18 protein-coding genes and 1 pseudogene are annotated in these 18908 nt (G+C 63.4%); all 19 read left to right on the forward strand.

All coding sequences use genetic code 11. The features are described 5' to 3' along the window. Window positions 1-189 precede the first annotated feature (189 nt). The 19 genes and pseudogenes from DQW91_RS13110 to DQW91_RS13205 all read left to right on the forward strand — a co-directional run bounded on the left by DQW91_RS13110 (window position 190) and on the right by DQW91_RS13205 (window position 18792). The gene (locus DQW91_RS13110; protein ID WP_112664092.1) at window positions 190-555 is read left to right on the forward strand and encodes an NADH-quinone oxidoreductase subunit A; all 366 of its coding nucleotides are present in this window, start codon (window positions 190-192) and stop codon (window positions 553-555) included. Next, window positions 546-1130 carry a NuoB/complex I 20 kDa subunit family protein gene (locus DQW91_RS13115; RefSeq protein ID WP_112664093.1) on the forward strand — a complete coding sequence of 195 codons (585 nt, stop codon included), beginning with the start codon at window positions 546-548 and terminating at the stop codon, window positions 1128-1130. The genes DQW91_RS13110 and DQW91_RS13115 overlap by 10 nt, the downstream gene beginning before the upstream one ends. A 17-nt stretch (window positions 1131-1147) precedes the next feature. Beyond that, window positions 1148-1750 carry an NADH-quinone oxidoreductase subunit C gene (locus DQW91_RS13120; RefSeq protein ID WP_112664094.1) on the forward strand — a complete coding sequence of 201 codons (603 nt, stop codon included), beginning with the start codon at window positions 1148-1150 and terminating at the stop codon, window positions 1748-1750. Between the two features lie 18 nt (window positions 1751-1768). Further along, a complete protein-coding gene (locus DQW91_RS13125) occupies window positions 1769-2959 on the forward strand; it encodes an NADH-quinone oxidoreductase subunit D (protein ID WP_112664095.1) in 1191 nt (396 codons plus the stop codon). A gap of 292 nt (window positions 2960-3251) precedes the next feature. After that, window positions 3252-3926: pseudogene (nuoE, locus tag DQW91_RS13135) on the forward strand (NADH-quinone oxidoreductase subunit NuoE); the annotation flags it as partial. Between the two features lie 34 nt (window positions 3927-3960). Beyond that, window positions 3961-5262: an NADH-quinone oxidoreductase subunit NuoF gene (gene nuoF, locus DQW91_RS13140; RefSeq protein ID WP_112664098.1), complete on the forward strand. Its 1302-nt coding sequence runs from the start codon at window positions 3961-3963 to the stop codon at window positions 5260-5262. 4 nt (window positions 5263-5266) lie between these two features. Further along, a complete protein-coding gene (locus DQW91_RS13145; RefSeq protein WP_112664099.1) occupies window positions 5267-5824 on the forward strand; it encodes a DUF2569 domain-containing protein in 558 nt (185 codons plus the stop codon). After that, on the forward strand, window positions 5821-7899 hold the full coding sequence (nuoG, locus tag DQW91_RS13150; RefSeq protein ID WP_112664100.1) for an NADH-quinone oxidoreductase subunit NuoG: 2079 nt from the start codon (window positions 5821-5823) through the stop codon (window positions 7897-7899). The genes DQW91_RS13145 and nuoG overlap by 4 nt, the downstream gene beginning before the upstream one ends. A gap of 12 nt (window positions 7900-7911) precedes the next feature. After that, window positions 7912-8937 (forward strand): NADH-quinone oxidoreductase subunit NuoH, encoded by a 1026-nt coding sequence (nuoH, locus tag DQW91_RS13155; RefSeq protein WP_112664101.1) that lies wholly within the window; start codon window positions 7912-7914, stop codon window positions 8935-8937. 12 nt (window positions 8938-8949) lie between these two features. Further along, on the forward strand, window positions 8950-9438 hold the full coding sequence (gene nuoI / locus DQW91_RS13160; protein ID WP_112664102.1) for an NADH-quinone oxidoreductase subunit NuoI: 489 nt from the start codon (window positions 8950-8952) through the stop codon (window positions 9436-9438). Between the two features lie 144 nt (window positions 9439-9582). Then, window positions 9583-10197 carry an NADH-quinone oxidoreductase subunit J gene (locus DQW91_RS13165; protein WP_112664103.1) on the forward strand — a complete coding sequence of 205 codons (615 nt, stop codon included), beginning with the start codon at window positions 9583-9585 and terminating at the stop codon, window positions 10195-10197. 11 nt (window positions 10198-10208) lie between these two features. Next, the gene (nuoK, locus tag DQW91_RS13170) at window positions 10209-10517 is read left to right on the forward strand and encodes an NADH-quinone oxidoreductase subunit NuoK (RefSeq protein ID WP_047187180.1); all 309 of its coding nucleotides are present in this window, start codon (window positions 10209-10211) and stop codon (window positions 10515-10517) included. Between the two features lie 15 nt (window positions 10518-10532). Continuing rightward, the gene (nuoL, locus tag DQW91_RS13175) at window positions 10533-12554 is read left to right on the forward strand and encodes an NADH-quinone oxidoreductase subunit L (RefSeq protein WP_112664104.1); all 2022 of its coding nucleotides are present in this window, start codon (window positions 10533-10535) and stop codon (window positions 12552-12554) included. Beyond that, window positions 12554-14065, forward strand: a complete 1512-nt coding sequence (locus tag DQW91_RS13180; RefSeq protein WP_112664105.1) for an NADH-quinone oxidoreductase subunit M — start codon at window positions 12554-12556, stop codon at window positions 14063-14065. The genes nuoL and DQW91_RS13180 overlap by 1 nt, the downstream gene beginning before the upstream one ends. 7 nt (window positions 14066-14072) lie before the next feature. Beyond that, window positions 14073-15512 (forward strand): NADH-quinone oxidoreductase subunit NuoN, encoded by a 1440-nt coding sequence (nuoN, locus tag DQW91_RS13185; protein WP_112664149.1) that lies wholly within the window; start codon window positions 14073-14075, stop codon window positions 15510-15512. 1 nt (window position 15513) lies between these two features. Then, window positions 15514-16335 carry a biotin--[acetyl-CoA-carboxylase] ligase gene (locus tag DQW91_RS13190; protein ID WP_112664106.1) on the forward strand — a complete coding sequence of 274 codons (822 nt, stop codon included), beginning with the start codon at window positions 15514-15516 and terminating at the stop codon, window positions 16333-16335. Window positions 16336-16338: 3 nt separating this feature from the next. Next, window positions 16339-18012, forward strand: a complete 1674-nt coding sequence (locus DQW91_RS13195) for a ribonuclease J (RefSeq protein ID WP_112664107.1) — start codon at window positions 16339-16341, stop codon at window positions 18010-18012. 28 nt (window positions 18013-18040) lie between these two features. Further along, window positions 18041-18445: a methylmalonyl-CoA epimerase gene (mce, locus tag DQW91_RS13200; protein ID WP_112664108.1), complete on the forward strand. Its 405-nt coding sequence runs from the start codon at window positions 18041-18043 to the stop codon at window positions 18443-18445. An 11-nt stretch (window positions 18446-18456) separates the two neighbouring features. After that, window positions 18457-18792, forward strand: coding sequence for a DUF1467 family protein (locus DQW91_RS13205; protein ID WP_112664109.1), 336 nt, complete (start codon window positions 18457-18459; stop codon window positions 18790-18792). Window positions 18793-18908 lie beyond the last annotated feature (116 nt).

Below are 18908 nucleotides of genomic sequence, written 5' to 3' on the forward strand. Positions count from 1 at the left end.
AAAAGGCGGTAGAGTACTTTAGAAACGTTCTTTCCGCAGTGCGGCAAACACTTGTCAGGGAAGGGGATCTCGGTTAAGCGTCCGGCCACAATTCGTGGTTTGTCGCAGGGCCTGTCACAAGGCGCTATTCCGATTAAATCCAGGAGTTGAGGCGGGTTTTGGAACCTGCCCGTTTCCCTTAGGTGTCGCATGACGAATCTTCTCGCGGACTACCTGCCTCTGGTCATCTTTATCGGCGTTTCGCTGGTGATCGGTCTGGCGCTGCTCGTTGCCCCCTTCATCGTTGCCTATAGCCGCCCCGACACGGAGAAGCTGTCGGCCTACGAGTGCGGCTTCAACGCCTTCGACGATGCGCGCATGAAATTCGATGTGCGATTCTATCTCGTCTCCATCCTTTTCATCATCTTCGACCTTGAAGTGGCCTTCCTCTTTCCCTGGGCGATCACGTTCGGCGGTCTCGGGTGGTTCGGCTTCATCTCCATGATGATCTTCCTCGGGGTGCTGACCGTCGGCTTCGTTTACGAATGGAAGAAGGGAGCTTTGGAATGGGATTGATCACGAATACCAATTCGACCCTCATCGCTCCGGCCCCCGTCGGGGCGCTCGATCCGGCGACGGGGCAGCCCGTCGGGGCGAACGATCCGTTCTTCGGTTCGATCAAGGATGAGCTGGCCGACAAGGGTTTCCTCGTCACCTCGACGGAGGATCTCATCAACTGGGCCCGCACCGGCTCGCTGATGTGGATGACCTTCGGCCTCGCTTGCTGCGCCGTGGAAATGATGCAGGCTTCCATGCCGCGCTTCGACGTGGAGCGTTTCGGTTTCGCACCCCGCGCCAGCCCGCGCCAGTCCGACGTGATGATCGTCGCCGGCACGCTCACCAACAAGATGGCCCCCGCGCTCCGCAAGGTCTACGACCAGATGCCCGAGCCGCGCTACGTCATCTCGATGGGTTCCTGCGCCAATGGCGGCGGGTACTATCACTATTCCTATTCGGTGGTGCGCGGCTGCGACCGCATCGTGCCCGTCGACATCTACGTTCCCGGCTGTCCTCCCACTGCTGAAGCGCTGCTTTACGGCATCCTGCTTCTGCAGAAGAAGATCCGCCGCACCGGCACTATCGAGCGCTGAACGAAAAAGGTTATCGCATGAGCGCGGAGCTTCAGGCCCTGAGCGACCACATCGCCGCCTCCCTTGGCGGAACGGTGAAGGAGCAGGCCATCGCCTATGGCGAACTGACCATCGGCGTCGGCGGACAGGATATCGTCAAAACCATCGAGTTCCTGCGTGACGATTCGAAGTGTCTCTTCGTCAGCTTCATCGACTTGTGCGGGGCGGATTATCCGGGGCGCGAAATGCGCTTCGATGTGGTCTATCACCTGCTGTCGCCGCGCCATAACCAGCGCATCCGCGTGAAGGTCGCAACCGACGAGGTGACGCCTGTTCCCTCGATCATCGGTGTGTTCCCCTCCGCCAACTGGTTCGAGCGCGAGGCTTATGACCTCTACGGCATCCTCTTCTCCGGCCATCCGGATCTGCGCCGTCTTCTCACCGATTACGGCTTCGAGGGCTTCCCGCTCCGCAAGGACTTCCCGCTCACCGGCTTTGTCGAGGTTCGCTACGATGATGCCCAGGCGCGCGTGGTCTATGAGCCGGTGAAGCTGAACCAGGAATTCCGCAACTTCGACTTCCTCTCGCCGTGGGAGGGCACGGACTACGTGCTCCCGGGCGACGAGAAGGCGAAGGCGTAAAGCGGAGAGGGCGATCCAATGGGCGAGCATAATATCCGCAACTTCTCGATCAACTTCGGCCCGCAGCATCCGGCGGCGCACGGCGTGCTGCGCCTCGTGCTGGAGCTGGACGGTGAGGTGGTCGAGCGTGTCGATCCGCATATCGGCCTGCTTCATCGCGGCACCGAGAAGCTGATCGAGTACAAGACCTACACGCAGGCGACACCTTATTTCGACCGGCTCGATTACGTCGCGCCGATGAACCAGGAACATGCGTTCTGCCTTGCGGCCGAGCGGCTTCTCGGCATCGAAGTGCCGCGCCGCGCGCAGCTCATCCGCGTGCTGTTCTCGGAAATCGGGCGTCTTCTCTCGCACCTGCTCAACGTGACGACGCAGGCGATGGACGTGGGCGCGCTCACGCCGCCGCTCTGGGGCTTCGAGGAACGCGAAAAGCTGATGGTGTTCTACGAGCGCGCTTCCGGCGCGCGCATGCACGCCAACTATTTCCGTCCCGGCGGCGTGAACATGGACATCACGCCCGAGCTCATCGACGACATCGAAGCCTTCTGCGACCCGTTCCTGAAGGTCGTGGACGACCTCGACGCCCTCGTGATGGACAACCGCATCTTCAAGCAGCGTAACGTCGATATCGGCGTGGTGACGCTCGACGAATGCTGGAAATGGGGCTTCTCGGGCGTCATGGTGCGCGGCTCCGGCGCGCCGTGGGACCTGCGCAAGTCGCAGCCCTACGAGTGCTACGAGGAAATGGATTTCGACATTCCCGTCGGCAAGAACGGCGACAGCTACGACCGTCAGGTGATCCGCATGGAAGAGATGCGCCAGTCGGTCCGCATCATGAAGCAGTGCGTCGCCAAGCTCCGTCAGCCTGACGGGAAGGGGCCCGTGCGCACGCTCGACGGCAAGGTTGCGGCGCCCTCGCGCAAGGACATGAAGCGCTCGATGGAAGCGCTGATCCACCACTTCAAGCTCTACACGGAAGGCTTCCATGTGCCGGCGGGCGAGGTCTACGCTGCCGTCGAGGCTCCGAAGGGCGAGTTCGGCGTCTATCTCGTGTCGGACGGCTCCAACAAGCCGTATCGCTGCAAGATCCGCGCTCCGGGGTTCGCGCACCTGCAGGCGATGGACTTCATGTGCCGTGGGCACATGCTGGCCGACGTCTCGTGCATTCTAGGTACGCTCGACATCGTGTTCGGCGAGGTCGATCGGTGAGCGTGATCGTGACAGCCGCGAGAGGTGTCGCATTCGGTGCTACAATCGTAGCGTCGCTCTTTGCGAGCGGGTTCGTCGCATGGCTTGTCACGTATTTCTTTATTGATGGCTCCGAGCCTGAGAGTCCGGGAACCGACCCGGGGGCTGGCTTGGCGTTCCTTGGGCTTCTGTTCGTTTTTGCTCCGGTTTTTGTGGCCGCAGGCAGTGTTCTGAGCTGGAAGTTCGTCATTAGGAAGATTGGGCGGCAGCAGGGTTCGATGAACTCTGCCGTTGCTTGATACAGAGGTAAGAGATGGCTGTTCGTAAGGTCGCTCCTGAGGAATTGCAGCCCAAAAGCTTCGCGTTCACGCCTGAAACCGAAGCCTTTGCGCAAGCGCAGATCGCCAAGTACCCGCCGGGCCGTCAGGCTTCGGCGGTGATTCCGCTGCTCTGGCGCGTGCAGGAACAGCATGACGGCTGGTTGCCGCAGAAGGCCATCGAGGTGGTCGCCGCGCGGCTCGACATGCCGCCGATCCGCGTGATGGAGGTGGCGACCTTCTACACGATGTTCAACCTCGCCCCGGTCGGCAAGTATTTCATCCAGTTCTGCGGCACCACGCCCTGCCAGCTTCGTGGCGCGGGCGACATCAAGAAGGTGCTGGAAGCCCGCGTCGGCGAGCAGGGCCATGTGAGCGACGATGGCATCTTCTCCTGGCTCGAGGTCGAGTGCTTGGGCGCGTGCTGCAACGCGCCGATGGTGCAGATCAACGACGATTACTATGAAGACCTGACCACCGAAAACTTCGAGAAGCTGCTCGACGATCTCGCCGCCGGCCGCCCCGTGAAGAAGGGCCCGCAGAATGGTCGCCACGCTTCCGAGCCGCAAGACGCGATCAAGACGCTGCAGGACCCCTCGCTCTATGACGGGTCCGTCATCGGCTCCTGGCGCAAGCGTTTCGAGGAAGAGGCGGTGAAGGCCGCCGACGCCGACACCGAAAAGAAGTCCTGAGGGAGGAACAGACATGCTTCAGGACAAAGACCGCATTTTCACCAACCTCTACGGCCTGCATTCGCCGGGCCTGAAGGCTGCGCAGATGCGCGGCGCCTGGGACGGCACCAAGTTCCTGCTCGAGAAGGGCAAGGATTGGATCATCGACGAGATGAAGAAGTCGGGCCTTCGCGGGCGCGGCGGCGCGGGCTTCCCGACCGGCATGAAGTGGTCCTTCATGCCCAAGCAGTCGGATGGCCGTCCGAGCTACCTCGTCGTCAACGCGGACGAGTCGGAGCCGGGCACCTGTAAGGATCGCGAGATCATGCGGCACGATCCGCATCTTCTTGTCGAAGGCTGCCTCATCGCGTCCTTCGCCATGAATGCGAACGCGGCCTACATCTACATCCGTGGCGAATACATCGCCGAGAAGCACGCGCTGCAGAAGGCCATCGACGAGGCCTATGAGGCCAAGCTCATCGGCAAGGACAACATCCACGGCTATCCCTTCGACCTCTATCTCCACCACGGCGCGGGCGCTTACATCTGCGGCGAGGAGACAGCGCTTCTGGAGAGCCTCGAGGGCAAGAAGGGCATGCCGCGCCTCAAGCCTCCGTTCCCGGCGAACATGGGCCTCTATGGCTGTCCGACGACGGTGAACAACGTGGAATCGATTGCGGTGGCGGGCACGATCCTGCGCCGTGGCGCGTCCTGGTTCTCGGGCATCGGCCGCCCGAACAACGTGGGCACCAAGCTGTTCTGCGTTTCCGGCCATGTGAACAAGCCGTGCAACGTGGAAGAGGCGATGGGCATCACCTTCCGCGAGCTCATCGACACCCATTGCGGCGGCATTCGCGGCGGCTGGGACAACCTGCTTGCGGTGATCCCCGGCGGATCATCCGTGCCGTGCGTTCCTGCGGACCAGATCGCCGACGCCTACATGGATTTCGACACCCTGCGCGGCCTGCGCTCGGGCCTCGGCACGGCGGCGGTCATCGTCATGGACAAGTCCACCGACATCGTGCGCGCCATCGCCCGCATCTCGTACTTCTACAAGCATGAGAGCTGCGGCCAGTGCACGCCGTGCCGCGAAGGCACGGGCTGGATGTGGCGCGTTCTGAACCGCATGGCGGAAGGCCGCGCGCAGAAGCGCGAAATCGACATGCTGCTCGAAGTGTCGACCCAGATCGAAGGCCACACCATCTGCGCGCTCGGCGATGCGGCGGCGTGGCCGGTGCAGGGCCTCATCCGGCATTTCCGGCATGAGATCGAGAAGCGCATCGACGACTATGCGGCGAACCCGCATTCCGAATCCGTGCTGATTGCGGCGGAGTGAAGTCATGACAGGAACGGCACAAGGCTTCACGCCTCCCCGCAAAGAGCCGGTTGGGATCGGTGGCTGGCTGATCCTGCCCATCATCGGGTTTATTGGAACACTCGGCCTAACGATCTTCAATCTCTCAGGACTCTTCAAGGAGCTTGACGGATTTATTGCGATCTTCTCCGCGACTTCAGGGCAGCTTGCCGAGATGAGGCTTCCCGTAGCGTTGTCTATGCTGGGTGGCGTGGCAGTGATCCTGAGCGCTGGCGCGTGCTTGGTCTTCATCTTCCAGAAGAAGCCGATCATCGTGAAGGCCGCGACAGCGCACTACCTTATTCTCGTGGCTGCAAGCCTGATCGAGCTTTGGGGGGATGCAAGGTTTCGCGAGATACTTCCTGACGAGCCGGTCGATCCCAAGGTGGCCAGGGATACGGTGCGCGTGTTCATGACTGCGCTGATCTGGATCCCGTATTTTCACGTTTCCAAACGTGTGAAAAACACCTTCCGGAACCCTGTAGTCGGGCATAACGAGTCGGCTTCGGCCATGCGGCCCGCGCCATTGGATGCAAACTCATGACCAAGATCATCGTTGACGGTATCGAGGTAGACGTTCCGCCGGAGTTCACGCTGCTGCAGGCGGCGGAAGCGGCGGGCGCGGAAGTTCCGCGTTTCTGCTTCCATGAGCGTCTTTCCATCGCCGGCAATTGCCGCATGTGCCTTGTGGAAGTGAAAGGCGCGCCGAAGCCGGTCGCATCCTGTGCCTGGGGCGTCCGCGATTGCCGTCCCGGCCCGAACGGCGAGCCGCCGGAGATTTCCACCAAGTCCGCGACGGTGAAGAAGGCGCGGGAAGGGGTGATGGAGTTCCTCCTCATCAACCACCCGCTCGACTGCCCGATCTGCGACCAGGGCGGCCAGTGCGACCTGCAGGACCAGGCGATGGCCTACGGCGTCGACACCAGCCGCTACGAGGAAAACAAGCGCGCGGTGCCGGACAAGTATCTCGGCCCGCTGGTCAAGACCTCGATGAACCGGTGCATCCACTGCACCCGCTGCGTGCGCTTCACCACCGAAGTCGCAGGCGTCTCCGATCTCGGCGCGATCTGGCGCGGCGAGGACATGGAGATCACGAGCTATCTCGAAAAGGCGATGGGCTCGGAGCTGCAGGCCAACGTGGCGGATCTCTGCCCCGTCGGCGCGCTCACCCACAAGCCGGAAGCGTTCCACTATCGTCCGTGGGAGCTGAACAAGACCGATTCCGTCGATGTGGTGGATGCGGTCGGCTCCTCGATCCGCGTCGACTCGCGTGGCCGCGAAGTCATGCGCATTCTGCCGCGCGTGAACGAGGCGGTGAACGAGGAATGGATCACCGACAAGGCGCGCCAGATCGTGGACGGCCTGCGCGTGCAGCGCCTCGACCGCCCCTTCGTGCGCGAGAACGGCAAGCTGCGCCCGGCCACCTGGCAGGAGGCCTTCGGCGTCATCGCGAGCCGCGTGAAGGGCACGGCTCCGAAGAAGATCGGCGCCGTCGTCGGCGATCTTGCCGCGGTTGAGGAAATCTACGCGCTCAAGCTCCTCATGCAGAGCCTCGGCGTTGCGAATATCGACGCCCGTCAGGACGGCGCGGCGCTGTCGCCCGCTTTCGGCCGAGCGTCGTATGTCTTCAATTCGACCATCGCCGGCATCGAGGAAGCGGACGCGATCCTCATCGTCGGCTCGAACCCGCGTGTCGAGGCATCTCTCGTCAACGTGCGCATCCGCAAGCGCTGGCGCGCGGCTCCGCTGCCGATCGCGCTGATCGGTGAGAAGGTCGACCTGACCTACGCTTACGAGCACCTCGGCGCTGGCCCCGAGACCTTGGCGGAACTTGCCGCTGGTCGTCACAGCTTCGTCGAGAAGCTGAAGGCCGCGAAGAAGCCGCTCATCATCGTCGGGCAGGGCGCTTTGTCCCGCGCCGATGGTCAGGCGATCCTCTCGCTTGCCGCACAGCTCGCGCGCAGCGTCGGCGCTGTCGCGGAAGGCTGGAACGGGTTCTCGATTCTCCACACCGCTGCCTCCCGCGTCGGCGCGCTCGATCTCGGCTTCGTGCCGGGTGAGGGCGGCCTGAATGCGCAGGACATGGCCAAGGGCGGCGTGGACGTTCTGTTCAACCTCGGGGCCGACGAGATCGACGTCGCTCCGGGTGCTTTTGTGATCTACCAGGGCACCCACGGCGACCGCGGCGCGCACCGCGCGGACGTGATCCTGCCCGGCGCGGCCTATACGGAAAAGTCCGCGACTTACGTGAATACGGAAGGCCGGGTGCAGATGGCCAACCGCGCGGCTTTCGCTCCGGGCGATGCCCGTGAGGATTGGGCGATCCTGCGCGCGCTCTCCGACGTGCTCGGCCAGCGCCTGCCGTTCGACTCGCTCAACGCGCTTCGGGCCAAGCTTTATGCGGAATATCCGCATTTCGCGGCTCTCGACGAGGTGGCGCAGGGCGATGTGGCGAAGGCCGTGGAGGCGCTTGCCGCCATCGGCGGCACGCCGGGCCGCGACGCCTTCCAGAGCCCGGTCAAGGACTTCTATCTCACGAACCCGATCGCCCGCGCGTCCGGTGTGATGGCCGAGTGCTCCGCGCTCGCCCGCCATGTCCGGCTCGAGGCGGCCGAGTAAGAGGAACCGAACATGGAACTCGGAGACCTTCTCCTCTCTCTGGCGATCATCCTGGGCAAGAGCCTGCTCCTGCTCGTGGCGCTTCTCGTCTTCATCGCCTACGCGCTTCTGGCCGACCGCAAGATCTGGGCGGCGGTGCAGCTGCGGCGCGGTCCGAACGTGGTCGGCCCCTGGGGCCTGTTCCAGTCGTTCGCGGACCTGTTGAAGTTCGTGTTCAAGGAACCGGTGATCCCGGCTCCCGCCAACAAGGGCATGTTCCTGCTCGCCCCGCTGCTGACCTGTACGCTGGCGCTCGCAGCGTGGGCCGTGATCCCGCTCAACGCGGGCTGGGCCATCGCCAACATCAATGTGGGCGTTCTCTACATCTTCGCGATCTCGTCGCTCGGCGTTTACGGCGTCATCATGGGCGGCTGGGCCTCGAACTCGAAATACGCCTTCCTCGGCGCGCTCCGTTCCGCCGCGCAGATGGTGTCTTACGAAGTCTCCATCGGCTTCGTAATCGTCACCGTGCTCATGTGCGCGGGCACGCTGAATCTCTCGGGTATCGTCGAGGCGCAGGATACGCGCTTCGGCATCCTCGGCTGGTACTGGCTGCCGCTTCTGCCGATGTTCGTGGTGTTCTTCGTCTCGGCTCTCGCGGAGACGAACCGTCCGCCCTTCGACCTGTCGGAAGCGGAATCGGAGCTCGTTGCGGGCTACATGGTCGAGTATTCCTCGACGCCGTACCTTCTCTACATGCTCGGCGAATATGTGGCGATCATCACCATGTGCGCGCTCGGCACGATCCTCTTCCTCGGCGGCTGGCTGTCGCCGATCCCGTTCGCGCCCTTCACCTGGGTGCCGGGCGTGATCTGGTTCGTCATCAAGGCCAGCTTCCTGTTCTTCCTCTTCGCGATGGCGAAGGCGATGGTTCCGCGTTACCGCTACGACCAACTCATGCGTCTGGGCTGGAAGGTGTTCCTGCCGCTCTCGCTCATCATGGTCATCGTGGTCGCGGGCGTTCTGATGGCGTTCCGGCTCGCGCCGGGCATGCAGTAAGGAAACCGGTCCATGAAACTCGATCAGGTCGCGAAGTCGCTGCTGTTGAAGGAGTTCGTGTCGGGGTTCTTCCTCGCCATGCGCTATTTCTTCAAGCCGAAGGCCACCATCAATTATCCGTTCGAGCTGAGCCATCGCGGCCCGCGTTTTCGCGGGGAGCATGCGCTGCGCCGCTATCCCAACGGGGAAGAGCGCTGCATCGCCTGCAAGCTCTGCGAGGCCATCTGCCCGGCGCAGGCCATCACCATCGAAGCCGGCCCGCGCCGCAATGACGGCACGCGCCGCACCACGCGCTACGACATCGACATGGTGAAGTGCATCTATTGCGGCCTGTGCCAGGAGGCCTGCCCGGTGGATGCCATCGTCGAGGGGCCGAACCTGGAATTCTCGGTGGAGACCCGCGAGGAGCTCTACTACGACAAGGCTAAGCTTCTCGCGAACGGCGACCGGTGGGAGCGGGAGATTGCCCGCAACCTCGTGAAGACCGCGCCGTACCGCTAAACGAATTTTTCCTGCCCGGCAGGGCAGGGGATTGAGCATGTCCCGGCGGGTTGTCCCGCCGGGATTTCTTGAAACGAGAGACAGGCCGCCGGTTCGCCGGCGCTTCGTCGGAAGGGGCCGCCTTGAGGCGGCTGAGCTTGAAGCATGACGGTGACCGCCGCCTTCTTTTATCTGTTCTCGACCATCGCCATTGCCTCGGGCTTCATGGTGATCGCGTCGCGCAACCCCGTGCAATCGGTGCTCTTCCTCATCCTCGCCTTCGTCAACGCGGCGGGGCTCTTCCTGATGATGGGCGCGGAGTTCCTGGCGATGATCCTCGTCATCGTCTATGTCGGCGCGGTCGCGGTTCTGTTCCTCTTTGTCGTGATGATGCTCGACGTGGACTTCGCCGAGCTGCGCCAGGGCTTTCTGCAATACCTGCCCATCGGCGCGCTGATCGGCATCGTGTTCCTGCTCGAACTCGTCCTCGTCATCGGCACCTATGTGGTGGACCCGCACCTCATCCGCGCAACCACGGCGCCCATTCCGGCTGCTGACGTGATGACCAACACCCAGGCCATCGGCCAGGTGCTCTACACCCGTTATTTCTACTTCTTCCAGACGGCGGGCCTGATCCTGCTGGTGGCGATGATCGGCGCTATCGTGCTCACGCTGCGCGAGCGCACCGGCGTCAAGCGTCAGGACATCGCCAAGCAGAATGCCCGCACGCAGGAAACCGCCATCGAGGTGCGGAAGGTTCCCTTCCGCCAGGGCGTCTGAGGAGCGAAAACATGGTTATCGGTCTCGGCCATTATCTCACCGTCGCCGCCGTGCTCTTCACGCTGGGCGTGTTCGGCATCTTCATCAACCGCAAGAACGTGATCGTCATTCTGATGTCCATCGAGCTCATCCTGCTCTCGGTGAACATCAACATGGTCGCCTTCTCGACGCATCTGAACGACATCGTCGGCCAGGTCTTCGCGCTGCTGATCCTCACGGTAGCAGCGGCGGAGGCGGCCATCGGGCTCGCCATTCTCGTGGTGTTCTTCCGCAACCGCGGCTCCATCGCGGTCGAAGACGTCAACATGATGAAGGGCTAAGGGGTAGGACAGGGCATGTACTACGCAATCGTCTTCCTGCCGCTTGTCGGCTTCCTCATCGCGGGCCTGTTCGGCCGCGTGATCGGCGCGCGCCCCAGCGAGCTGATCACCACCGCGTTCCTCTTCATCGCCGCTGCGCTCTCCTGGGTGGCGTTCTTCCAGGTCGGCTTCGGTCACGGCGCCGTGCGGATTCAGATCGCCCAGTGGTTCTCCTCGGGCGACCTCATGGTGGACTGGGCGCTGCGCATCGACACGCTGACCGCGATCATGCTGATCGTCGTCAACACCGTGTCTGCGCTCGTGCATCTCTACTCCATCGGCTACATGCACGAGGATCCGCACCGTCCGCGCTTCTTCGCGTATCTCTCGCTCTTCACCTTCGCCATGCTCATGCTGGTGACCGCCGACAACCTCGTCCAGATGTTCTTCGGCTGGGAAGGCGTGGGTCTCGCGAGCTACCTGCTCATCGGCTTCTGGTATCAGAAGGAATCCGCGAACGCGGCGGCCATGAAGGCCTTCATCGTTAACCGCGTCGGCGATTTCGGCTTCCTGCTCGGCATCTTCCTGATCTTCGTCCTGTTCAAGACGGTGAACTTCGACCAGATCTTCCCCCGCGTGGCGGAATTCGAGAAGGCGCAGTTCCACTTCCTCGGGTTCGACTGGAATGCCCTGACGCTCGCCTGCCTGCTGCTCTTCATGGGCGCGATGGGTAAGTCGGCGCAGTTCCTGCTGCACACCTGGCTGCCGGACGCGATGGAGGGCCCGACCCCGGTTTCCGCTCTCATCCACGCCGCCACGATGGTGACGGCGGGCGTGTTCATGGTCGCGCGCCTGTCGCCGGTCTTCGAGTACGCGCCTGATGCGCTGACGGTCGTCACCGTCATCGGCGGCATCACGGCCTTCTTCGCCGCCACCGTCGGCCTCGTGCAGAACGACATCAAGCGCGTGATCGCGTATTCGACCTGCTCGCAGCTCGGCTACATGTTCGTCGCTCTCGGCGTCGGCGCTTATTCGGCGGGCGTGTTCCACCTCTTCACCCACGCCTTCTTCAAGGCGCTGCTGTTCTTGGGCGCCGGCTCGGTCATCCACGCCATGCACCATGAGCAGGACATCCGGGCGATGGGCGGCCTGCGCAAGTACATCCCCTTCACCACGGGGATGATGGCCATCGGCACGCTCGCACTGACGGGCTTCCCGTTCTCGGCGGGCTACTACTCGAAGGATGCGATCATCGAGGCGGCATACGCCGCGCATTCGCCGGCGGGCAGCTTCGCCTTCCTCGCCACGGTCGTCGCGGCCTTCATGACCTCGTTCTATTCCTGGCGCCTGTTCTTCCTCACATTCGAGGGCAAGGCGCGCTGGAACGGCGAGGCGCACACCCATGAGGGCGCAGAGCACAACGCGAGCGGTCATGACGTTTCGCACGCCCATGCCGATCATTCCCACGACGATCACGGGCACGGCGCTCACAAGCCGCATGAGAGCCCGCTCGTGATGTTGATCCCGCTGCTGGTTCTGGCCATCGGCGCGGTCGTTGCGGGCTTTGCCTTCTCGGGCGCCTTCATCGGCCACGGCTATGAGCACTTCTGGAAGGGCGCGATCTTCACCCGTCCGGACAACAAGATCCTCGAGGATATGCACCACCTGCCGGGTTGGGTGCCGCTGTTGCCGACGGTGATGATGGTGCTCGGCTTCCTGCTGGCCGTGTGGATGTATCTCATCGACACCAAGAAGCCCGCGCAGATCGCAGCGGATCACCCGATCCTCTACCGCTTCCTGCTCAACAAGTGGTACTTCGACGAGCTGTATGACGCCATCTTCGTGCGTCCGGCGATGGCTCTCGGCCGCTTCCTGTGGCGCACGGGCGATGGAAAGATCATCGACGGCCTCGGGCCGGATGGCATCTCGGCCCGCGTCCTCGACGTCACGCGCGGCGTGGTGCGGGTCCAGACCGGCTATCTCTACCACTACGCCTTCGCCATGCTCATCGGCGTTGCGGCTCTCGTTACCTACTATCTCTTCAGGGGAGCACACTGATGCTCGGCTTCGGCATCCTCTCCGGACTTCTCGTCCTTCCCCTCATCGGGGCGGCGTTCATCCTGACGCTTCGCGGCGACAGCGAGGCGGCGCGTTCCAACGCCCGTTGGGCGGCTCTGGCGACGACCATCGTCACCTTCTTGCTCTCGCTGGTGGCCTGGAGCCGCTTCGACGCGGGAAGTTCGGCCTTCCAGCTCGTCGAGACGCATGGCTGGCTCTCCGAGACCATCCGCTTCAAGCTCGGCGTCGACGGCTTCTCAATGCCGTTCGTGCTGCTCACCACGTTCCTGATGCCGTTCTGCATCCTGGCCTCGTGGGAATCCATCACGCACCGGGTGAAGGAATACTTCGTCGCCTTCCTCGTGCTTGAAACCACGATGATCGGCGTCTTCGAGGCTCTCGATCTGGTGCTGTTCTACCTGTTCTTCGAGGCCGGCCTCATTCCGATGTTCCTCATCATCGGCATCTGGGGTGGCAAGCGCCGCATTTATGCGAGCTTCAAGTTCTTCCTGTACACGCTGCTCGGCTCCGTGCTGATGCTGCTCGCCATCATGGCGATGTACTGGGCGGCGGGCACCACGGACATCCCGACGCTTCTCACCTTCAAGTTTGGGGCGCAGGTGCAGCTCTGGCTATGGCTCGCCTTCTTCGCATCGTTTGCGGTGAAGATGCCCATGTGGCCGGTCCACACCTGGCTTCCCGACGCGCACGTTGAAGCGCCGACGGCGGGCTCGGTGATCCTGGCGGGCATCCTGCTCAAGATGGGCGGCTACGGATTCATCCGAGTGTCGCTGCCGATGTTCCCGGAGGCGTCGCAGTACTTCGCGCCGTTTGTCTATGCGCTCTCTGTCATCGCCATCGTCTACACCTCGCTGGTGGCGCTGATGCAGGAGGACATGAAGAAGCTGATCGCTTATTCGTCCGTCGCCCACATGGGCTTCGTGACGATGGGCATCTTCTCGATGACCACTCAGGGCGTGCAGGGGGCCATGTTCCAGATGGTCTCGCACGGCCTCGTCTCCGGCGCGCTCTTCCTGTGCGTCGGCGTGGTCTACGACCGCATGCATACCCGCGAGATCAAAGCCTATGGCGGCCTCGTCACACGCATGCCGCTTTATGCCGTCGCGTTCATGATCTTCACGATGGCCAATGTGGGCCTGCCCGGCACTTCGGGCTTCGTCGGCGAGTTCCTGACGCTGATGGGCGCGTTCCGCTCCAATCCGTGGGTGTCGTTCTTCGCGTCCTCGGGCGTGATCCTGTCGGCGGCTTACGCGCTCTGGCTCTATCGCCGCGTCGTTTACGGCGTGCTCGACAAGCCCGCGCTGCAGGACATCATGGATCTCAACCGCCGCGAGATCATCACGCTCGCTCCGCTTGTCCTTCTCGTCATCTATTACGGCGTCCAGCCCGGTCCCATCCTCGACGTCTTCGCGGCGCCGACGGATGCGCTCCTCAAGAGCTACGAGGCCGCGCTCGCCACCGTGAAGACGGCCGCCCTGGTCGCGCATTGAGGTCATGATGAACACCGTCCTCGCCATTCCCTCCTTTGCCCCCGCGCTGCCGGAAATCATCCTGGCGGCGGGCGCGCTGGTCCTGATCCTTCTTGGCGCGCTGCGCGGCGAGAAGTCCGCCGGCACGGTAAGCGTCATCGCGCTCGCGCTCCTGGTCGCCGCTCTCGTCGCCGTGTTCATGCTGCCGGCCGAGCGCGTCGAAACCATGAGCGGCTCATTCGTCATCGACGGCTTCGCCAAGTTCATGAAGACGCTGACGCTGCTCGGCTCCATCGCCGGCATCGTTCTCTCGTCCGACTTCATGCGCCGTGAGGGCATCACGCGCTTCGAGTACCCGATCCTGATCGTGCTCGCGACCATCGGCATGCTGATGGTGATCTCGGCGAACGACCTGATCGCGCTCTATCTCGGCGTCGAGTTGCTCAGCCTCGCATCCTACGTGATCGCGGCTTTCGACCGGGACAACGTGCGCTCCACGGAAGCGGGCCTGAAGTATTTCGTGCTCGGCTCGCTCTCTTCCGGCATGCTGCTCTACGGCGCTTCGCTGATCTATGGCTTCACGGGCACCGTGTCCTTCCCCGGCATCGCCAAGGTGTTGACGGGCGAGGTCGGAACCGGCGTGATCTTCGGCATCGTGTTCGTCGCGGCCGGCGTCGCCTTCAAGATCTCGGCGGTGCCGTTCCACATGTGGACGCCGGACGTCTATGAGGGCTCGCCGACCCCGGTCACGGCCTTCTTCGCCGCCGCCCCCAAGATGGCGGGCATGGCGATGACGACGCGCCTTTTCATCGAGGCGTTCCCCGGCATCACCGGCCAGTGGCAGCAGATCATCGTCTTCATCTCGCTCGCCTCGATGGCGCTGGGCGCCTTCGCGGCCATCGGCCAGCGCAACATCAAGCGCCTGATGGCCTATTCGTCCATCGCCAACGTGGGCTATGCGCTCATCGGCCTTGCCGCCGGCACGGCGGAGGGTGTGCAGGGCGTCGCGATCTACATGGCGATCTATCTCGCCATGACGCTCGGCGCTTTCGCCTGCATCTTGAGCCTGCGCCGCGGCAACGTGATGTTCGAGAACATCTCGGACCTGTCGGGCATCGCCCGCACGCATCCCATCATCGCATTCTGCCTTGCGATGATGATGTTCTCGATGGCGGGCATTCCGCCGCTCGCCGGCTTCTTTGCCAAGTTCGCGGTGTTCAACGCGGCGATCAAGGCGAACCTCGTGGCGCTCGCCGTCATCGGCGTCATCACGAGCGTCGTGGGCGCTTACTATTACCTGCGCATCGTCAAGGTCATGTACTTCGATGAGCCGGGCGAGCGCTACGATGCCATGCCTGCGGGCGTGAAGCTCGTGCTTGCCGTGTCCAGCATCTTCGTCGTCCTGTTCGGCCTCGTGCCCGCGCCGCTGGTCTCCGTGGCGGGCGCCGCTGCGCGTTCTCTGTTCTGACGTGCGGCTGTCGGCGGAAACAGAGAATAACGGCTATCGGCTCATTTCGTTAAGCGAGACGAGTTCGACGAATGACGACGCGGTTCGGGCCGCGCAATCCGGCGATCCAGGGTTTCTCTGGATCGTCACGGAACAGCAGAATGCGGGCCGGGGGCGGCATGGACGGCAATGGGTGTCTCCCCCCGGCAATCTCTATGCCAGCCTGCTTCTGATCGACCCTTGCGAGGTTGCGGATGCCGCACAGCTCGGCTTCGTTGCGGGGCTTGCCGCGCATGAGGCTGTCGAGGCGGTGGCAGGCGTCTCCGCGCCGCGTCTCGCCTTGAAATGGCCGAACGATCTTCTCCTTGATGGGGCGAAGGTTGCGGGGCTCCTGCTCGAGGGGCATCGGGTTGGGCCGCAGAACCGCCTCGCCATCGTGATCGGCATCGGCATCAACGTCGCTCACGCACCGACGGGAACGCCATATCCGACGGCGCTCCTTCACGCGGTCAAGCCCGGGCTGACGCGGGAGGACGTGTTCCTGGCGCTGTCCGATGCCTTCGCGCGCACATTCTCCGCCTGGCGGACAGCGCGCCGGACGAACCCCGCCGATTCCTTCGGCGCGATCCGCCAACTCTGGCTGGAGCGTGCCGCCGGGCTCGGCACCGAGGTCACCTTGCGCTTGCCATCGGGCGAGAAGAGGGGACTTTTCGAGGGCCTCGACCGCTCGGGACGACTGCAATTGAAGACCGCTCGGGGGCTGGAAGCCATCGATGCGGGCGACCTATATCTTTCCAACCTCACTCACGAGGCCGCGCCAAACGTCGGCTCGACAGGATTTTAATTGATGGCTTCCCCCAACGACGAACTCGTCTTCGTGCCGCTCGGCGGCTTGGGCGAAATCGGGATGAACGCCGCGCTTTACGGATTCGGGCCGGAAGAGAACCGCCAGTGGATTCTGGTCGATTGCGGCATGGGTTTCGGCGGCGAAGAGCATCTTCCCGGCATCGATGTGGTCTATCCGGATCTGCGCTTCATCGAAGAGGAGCGTCACAACCTCCTCGGCATTTTCATCACCCACGCGCATGAGGACCATATCGGTGCGCTGGTCGAGATGTGGCCGCGCCTGCGCGCGCCGGTTTACGCCACGCGCTTTGCCATCGGCCTTCTCGAAACGCGTCGCCTGTCCGAACCTGGCGCACCGAAGCTCGATCTCAACGAGATCAAGCCCGGCGAGCGTATCAAGCTTGGGCCGTTCGATGTCGAGTACGTGCCCGTGGCGCACTCGATCCCGGAATCGAACGCGCTCGCGATCCGCACTGCGCATGGCCTCGTGGTCCACACCGGCGACTGGAAGCTCGACGCTACGCCCTATCTCGGCAGCCTGACGTCGGAAGAGACCTTCCGCGCGCTCGGCGAAGAGGGCGTACTGGCGCTGATCTGCGATTCCACCAACGTGGTGCGCGAGGGCACGAGCCCGAGCGAGGCCGATGTGTCGAACCACCTCGCCGAACTCATCAAGACCGCGCCGCAGCGCGTTGCTGTCACCACCTTCGCCTCGAACGTCGCACGCATCCGCTCGGTTGCGGAGGCTGCGCGCGAGGCGGGCCGCGAGGTCGTGATTGTCGGGCGTGCGATGGACAGGGCTGTGGACGTGGCGCGCGAATGCGGGTTTCTCGACGGCATTCCGGATTTCCGCACTCCCGAGAACTACGGCTACCTGCCGCGCGACAAGGTCGTTGCCATTCTCACCGGCTCGCAAGGAGAGCCGCGCGCCGCGATGGCGCGCATCGCGCAGGACGAACACCCAGACATCGCGTTGTCGCAAGGTGACCGGGTAATCTTCTCCTCCCGTGCGATCCCCGGAAACGAGAAGGCGGTCAGCGCCATCATCAACAGCCTCATCGAGCAGGGCGTCGAGGTCGTTACCGACCGTACCGCGCTCGTTCACGTCTCGGGCCATCCTCGCCGTGGCGAGCTGGCGCAGATGTATCAATGGACGCGCCCGCGTATTGCGATCCCTGCGCACGGCGAGGCGCTGCATCTGGAAGAGCACGCGCGCTTCGCCAGAGGGCAGGGGGTCGAGGAGGTCGTCCGCGCTCGCAACGGTAGCGTCGTCCGCCTCGCGCCAGGCAAGGCCGAGATCGTCGACACCGTCCCGTTCGGACGGGTTTATCGCGACGGCAACCTCGTCATCGATCCCAGCGAGCGCGCCGTGCCGGAACGCCGCAAGCTCTCCTTCGCGGGGCTCGTCAGCGCCGCCATCGCGATTGAGGAGGACGGTGAGATCGCGGGCGATCCTATCATCGAAACGATGGGCCTGCCGGCAAAGACGCGCAGCGGCGAGGCTTTCGACGATCTCATCGCCGACACGGTTTCTGACGTGCTCGACGGCCTGTCCAAGGCCAAGCGCCGCGATCCGGATACGGTCGAGAACGCGGTCAAGCGCGCCATCCGCGCCAAGGTCAACGAGGCTTGGGGCAAGAAACCTGCCTGCCATGTGTTGGTGATCGAGGTATAAGCGGCTCAACGGATCGAGGGGGAACAGCATGATCGGACGGCTCAATCATGTCGCCATCGCCGTGCGCGACATCGCAGCGGCCTCGAAGCTCTATCGCGAGACGCTGGGCGCGAACGTCTCTGCGCCGGAGGCTTTGCCCGAGCATGGGGTGACGGTGGTGTTCATCACCCTGCCGAACACCAAGATCGAACTTCTCGAGCCGCTCGGAGCGGATTCCCCCATCGCGAAGTTTCTTGAAAAATCCCCTGACGGCGGCATCCATCACATCTGCTACGAGGTTGAGGACATTCTCGCCGCGCGCGACCAGCTCACGAGGAACGGCGCGCGCGTGCTGGGTTCCGGTGAGCCCAAGATCGGGGCGCACGGAAAGCCGGTCCTGTTTCTTCACCCCAAGGATTTCTGCGGAACGCTCGTGGAACTCGAGCAGGCATAAGGGCTTTCGAAGTGGTTCGGTTCGTTAAATCCGTCGCGGCCTCGTTCTGGGCGACTGCCGCCGTGGTCATCGTTGTTTCGGCCATCGCCATCGCCATCGCGGTGCAGGCGTTCGGCCTGCGCGCCACCGGGGGTATTGGCCTTTATTTCGTCATCTGGTGGATCGCGCTTTTCGCCGTCCTGCCCTTCGGCGTGCGCGGCCAGCATGAGACGGGGGAGGTTGTCCGGGGCTCCGAGCCCGGTGCGCCGAGCTATCCGGCCTTAAGGGAAAAAGCGGTCTGGAACACATTCCTGTCGAGCGTGATCCTGCTCCTCGTCGCGGGTCTTCTGCCGCTGTCGGGACTGTAAATCCGGCCTCACCGGGAGGCGCAAGGGCCGCGCGGATCATGGCCCAACTGGCCTTTTGCAAGGATTTTCACCCCAGATCGGGCCGGGCTGTGCAGTACAAAGCCCCCAACAGGGTG

This window comes from Microvirga flavescens (genome assembly GCF_003290125.1).
In the GTDB taxonomy this organism is placed as follows: Bacteria; Pseudomonadota; Alphaproteobacteria; order Rhizobiales; family Beijerinckiaceae; genus Microvirga; species Microvirga flavescens.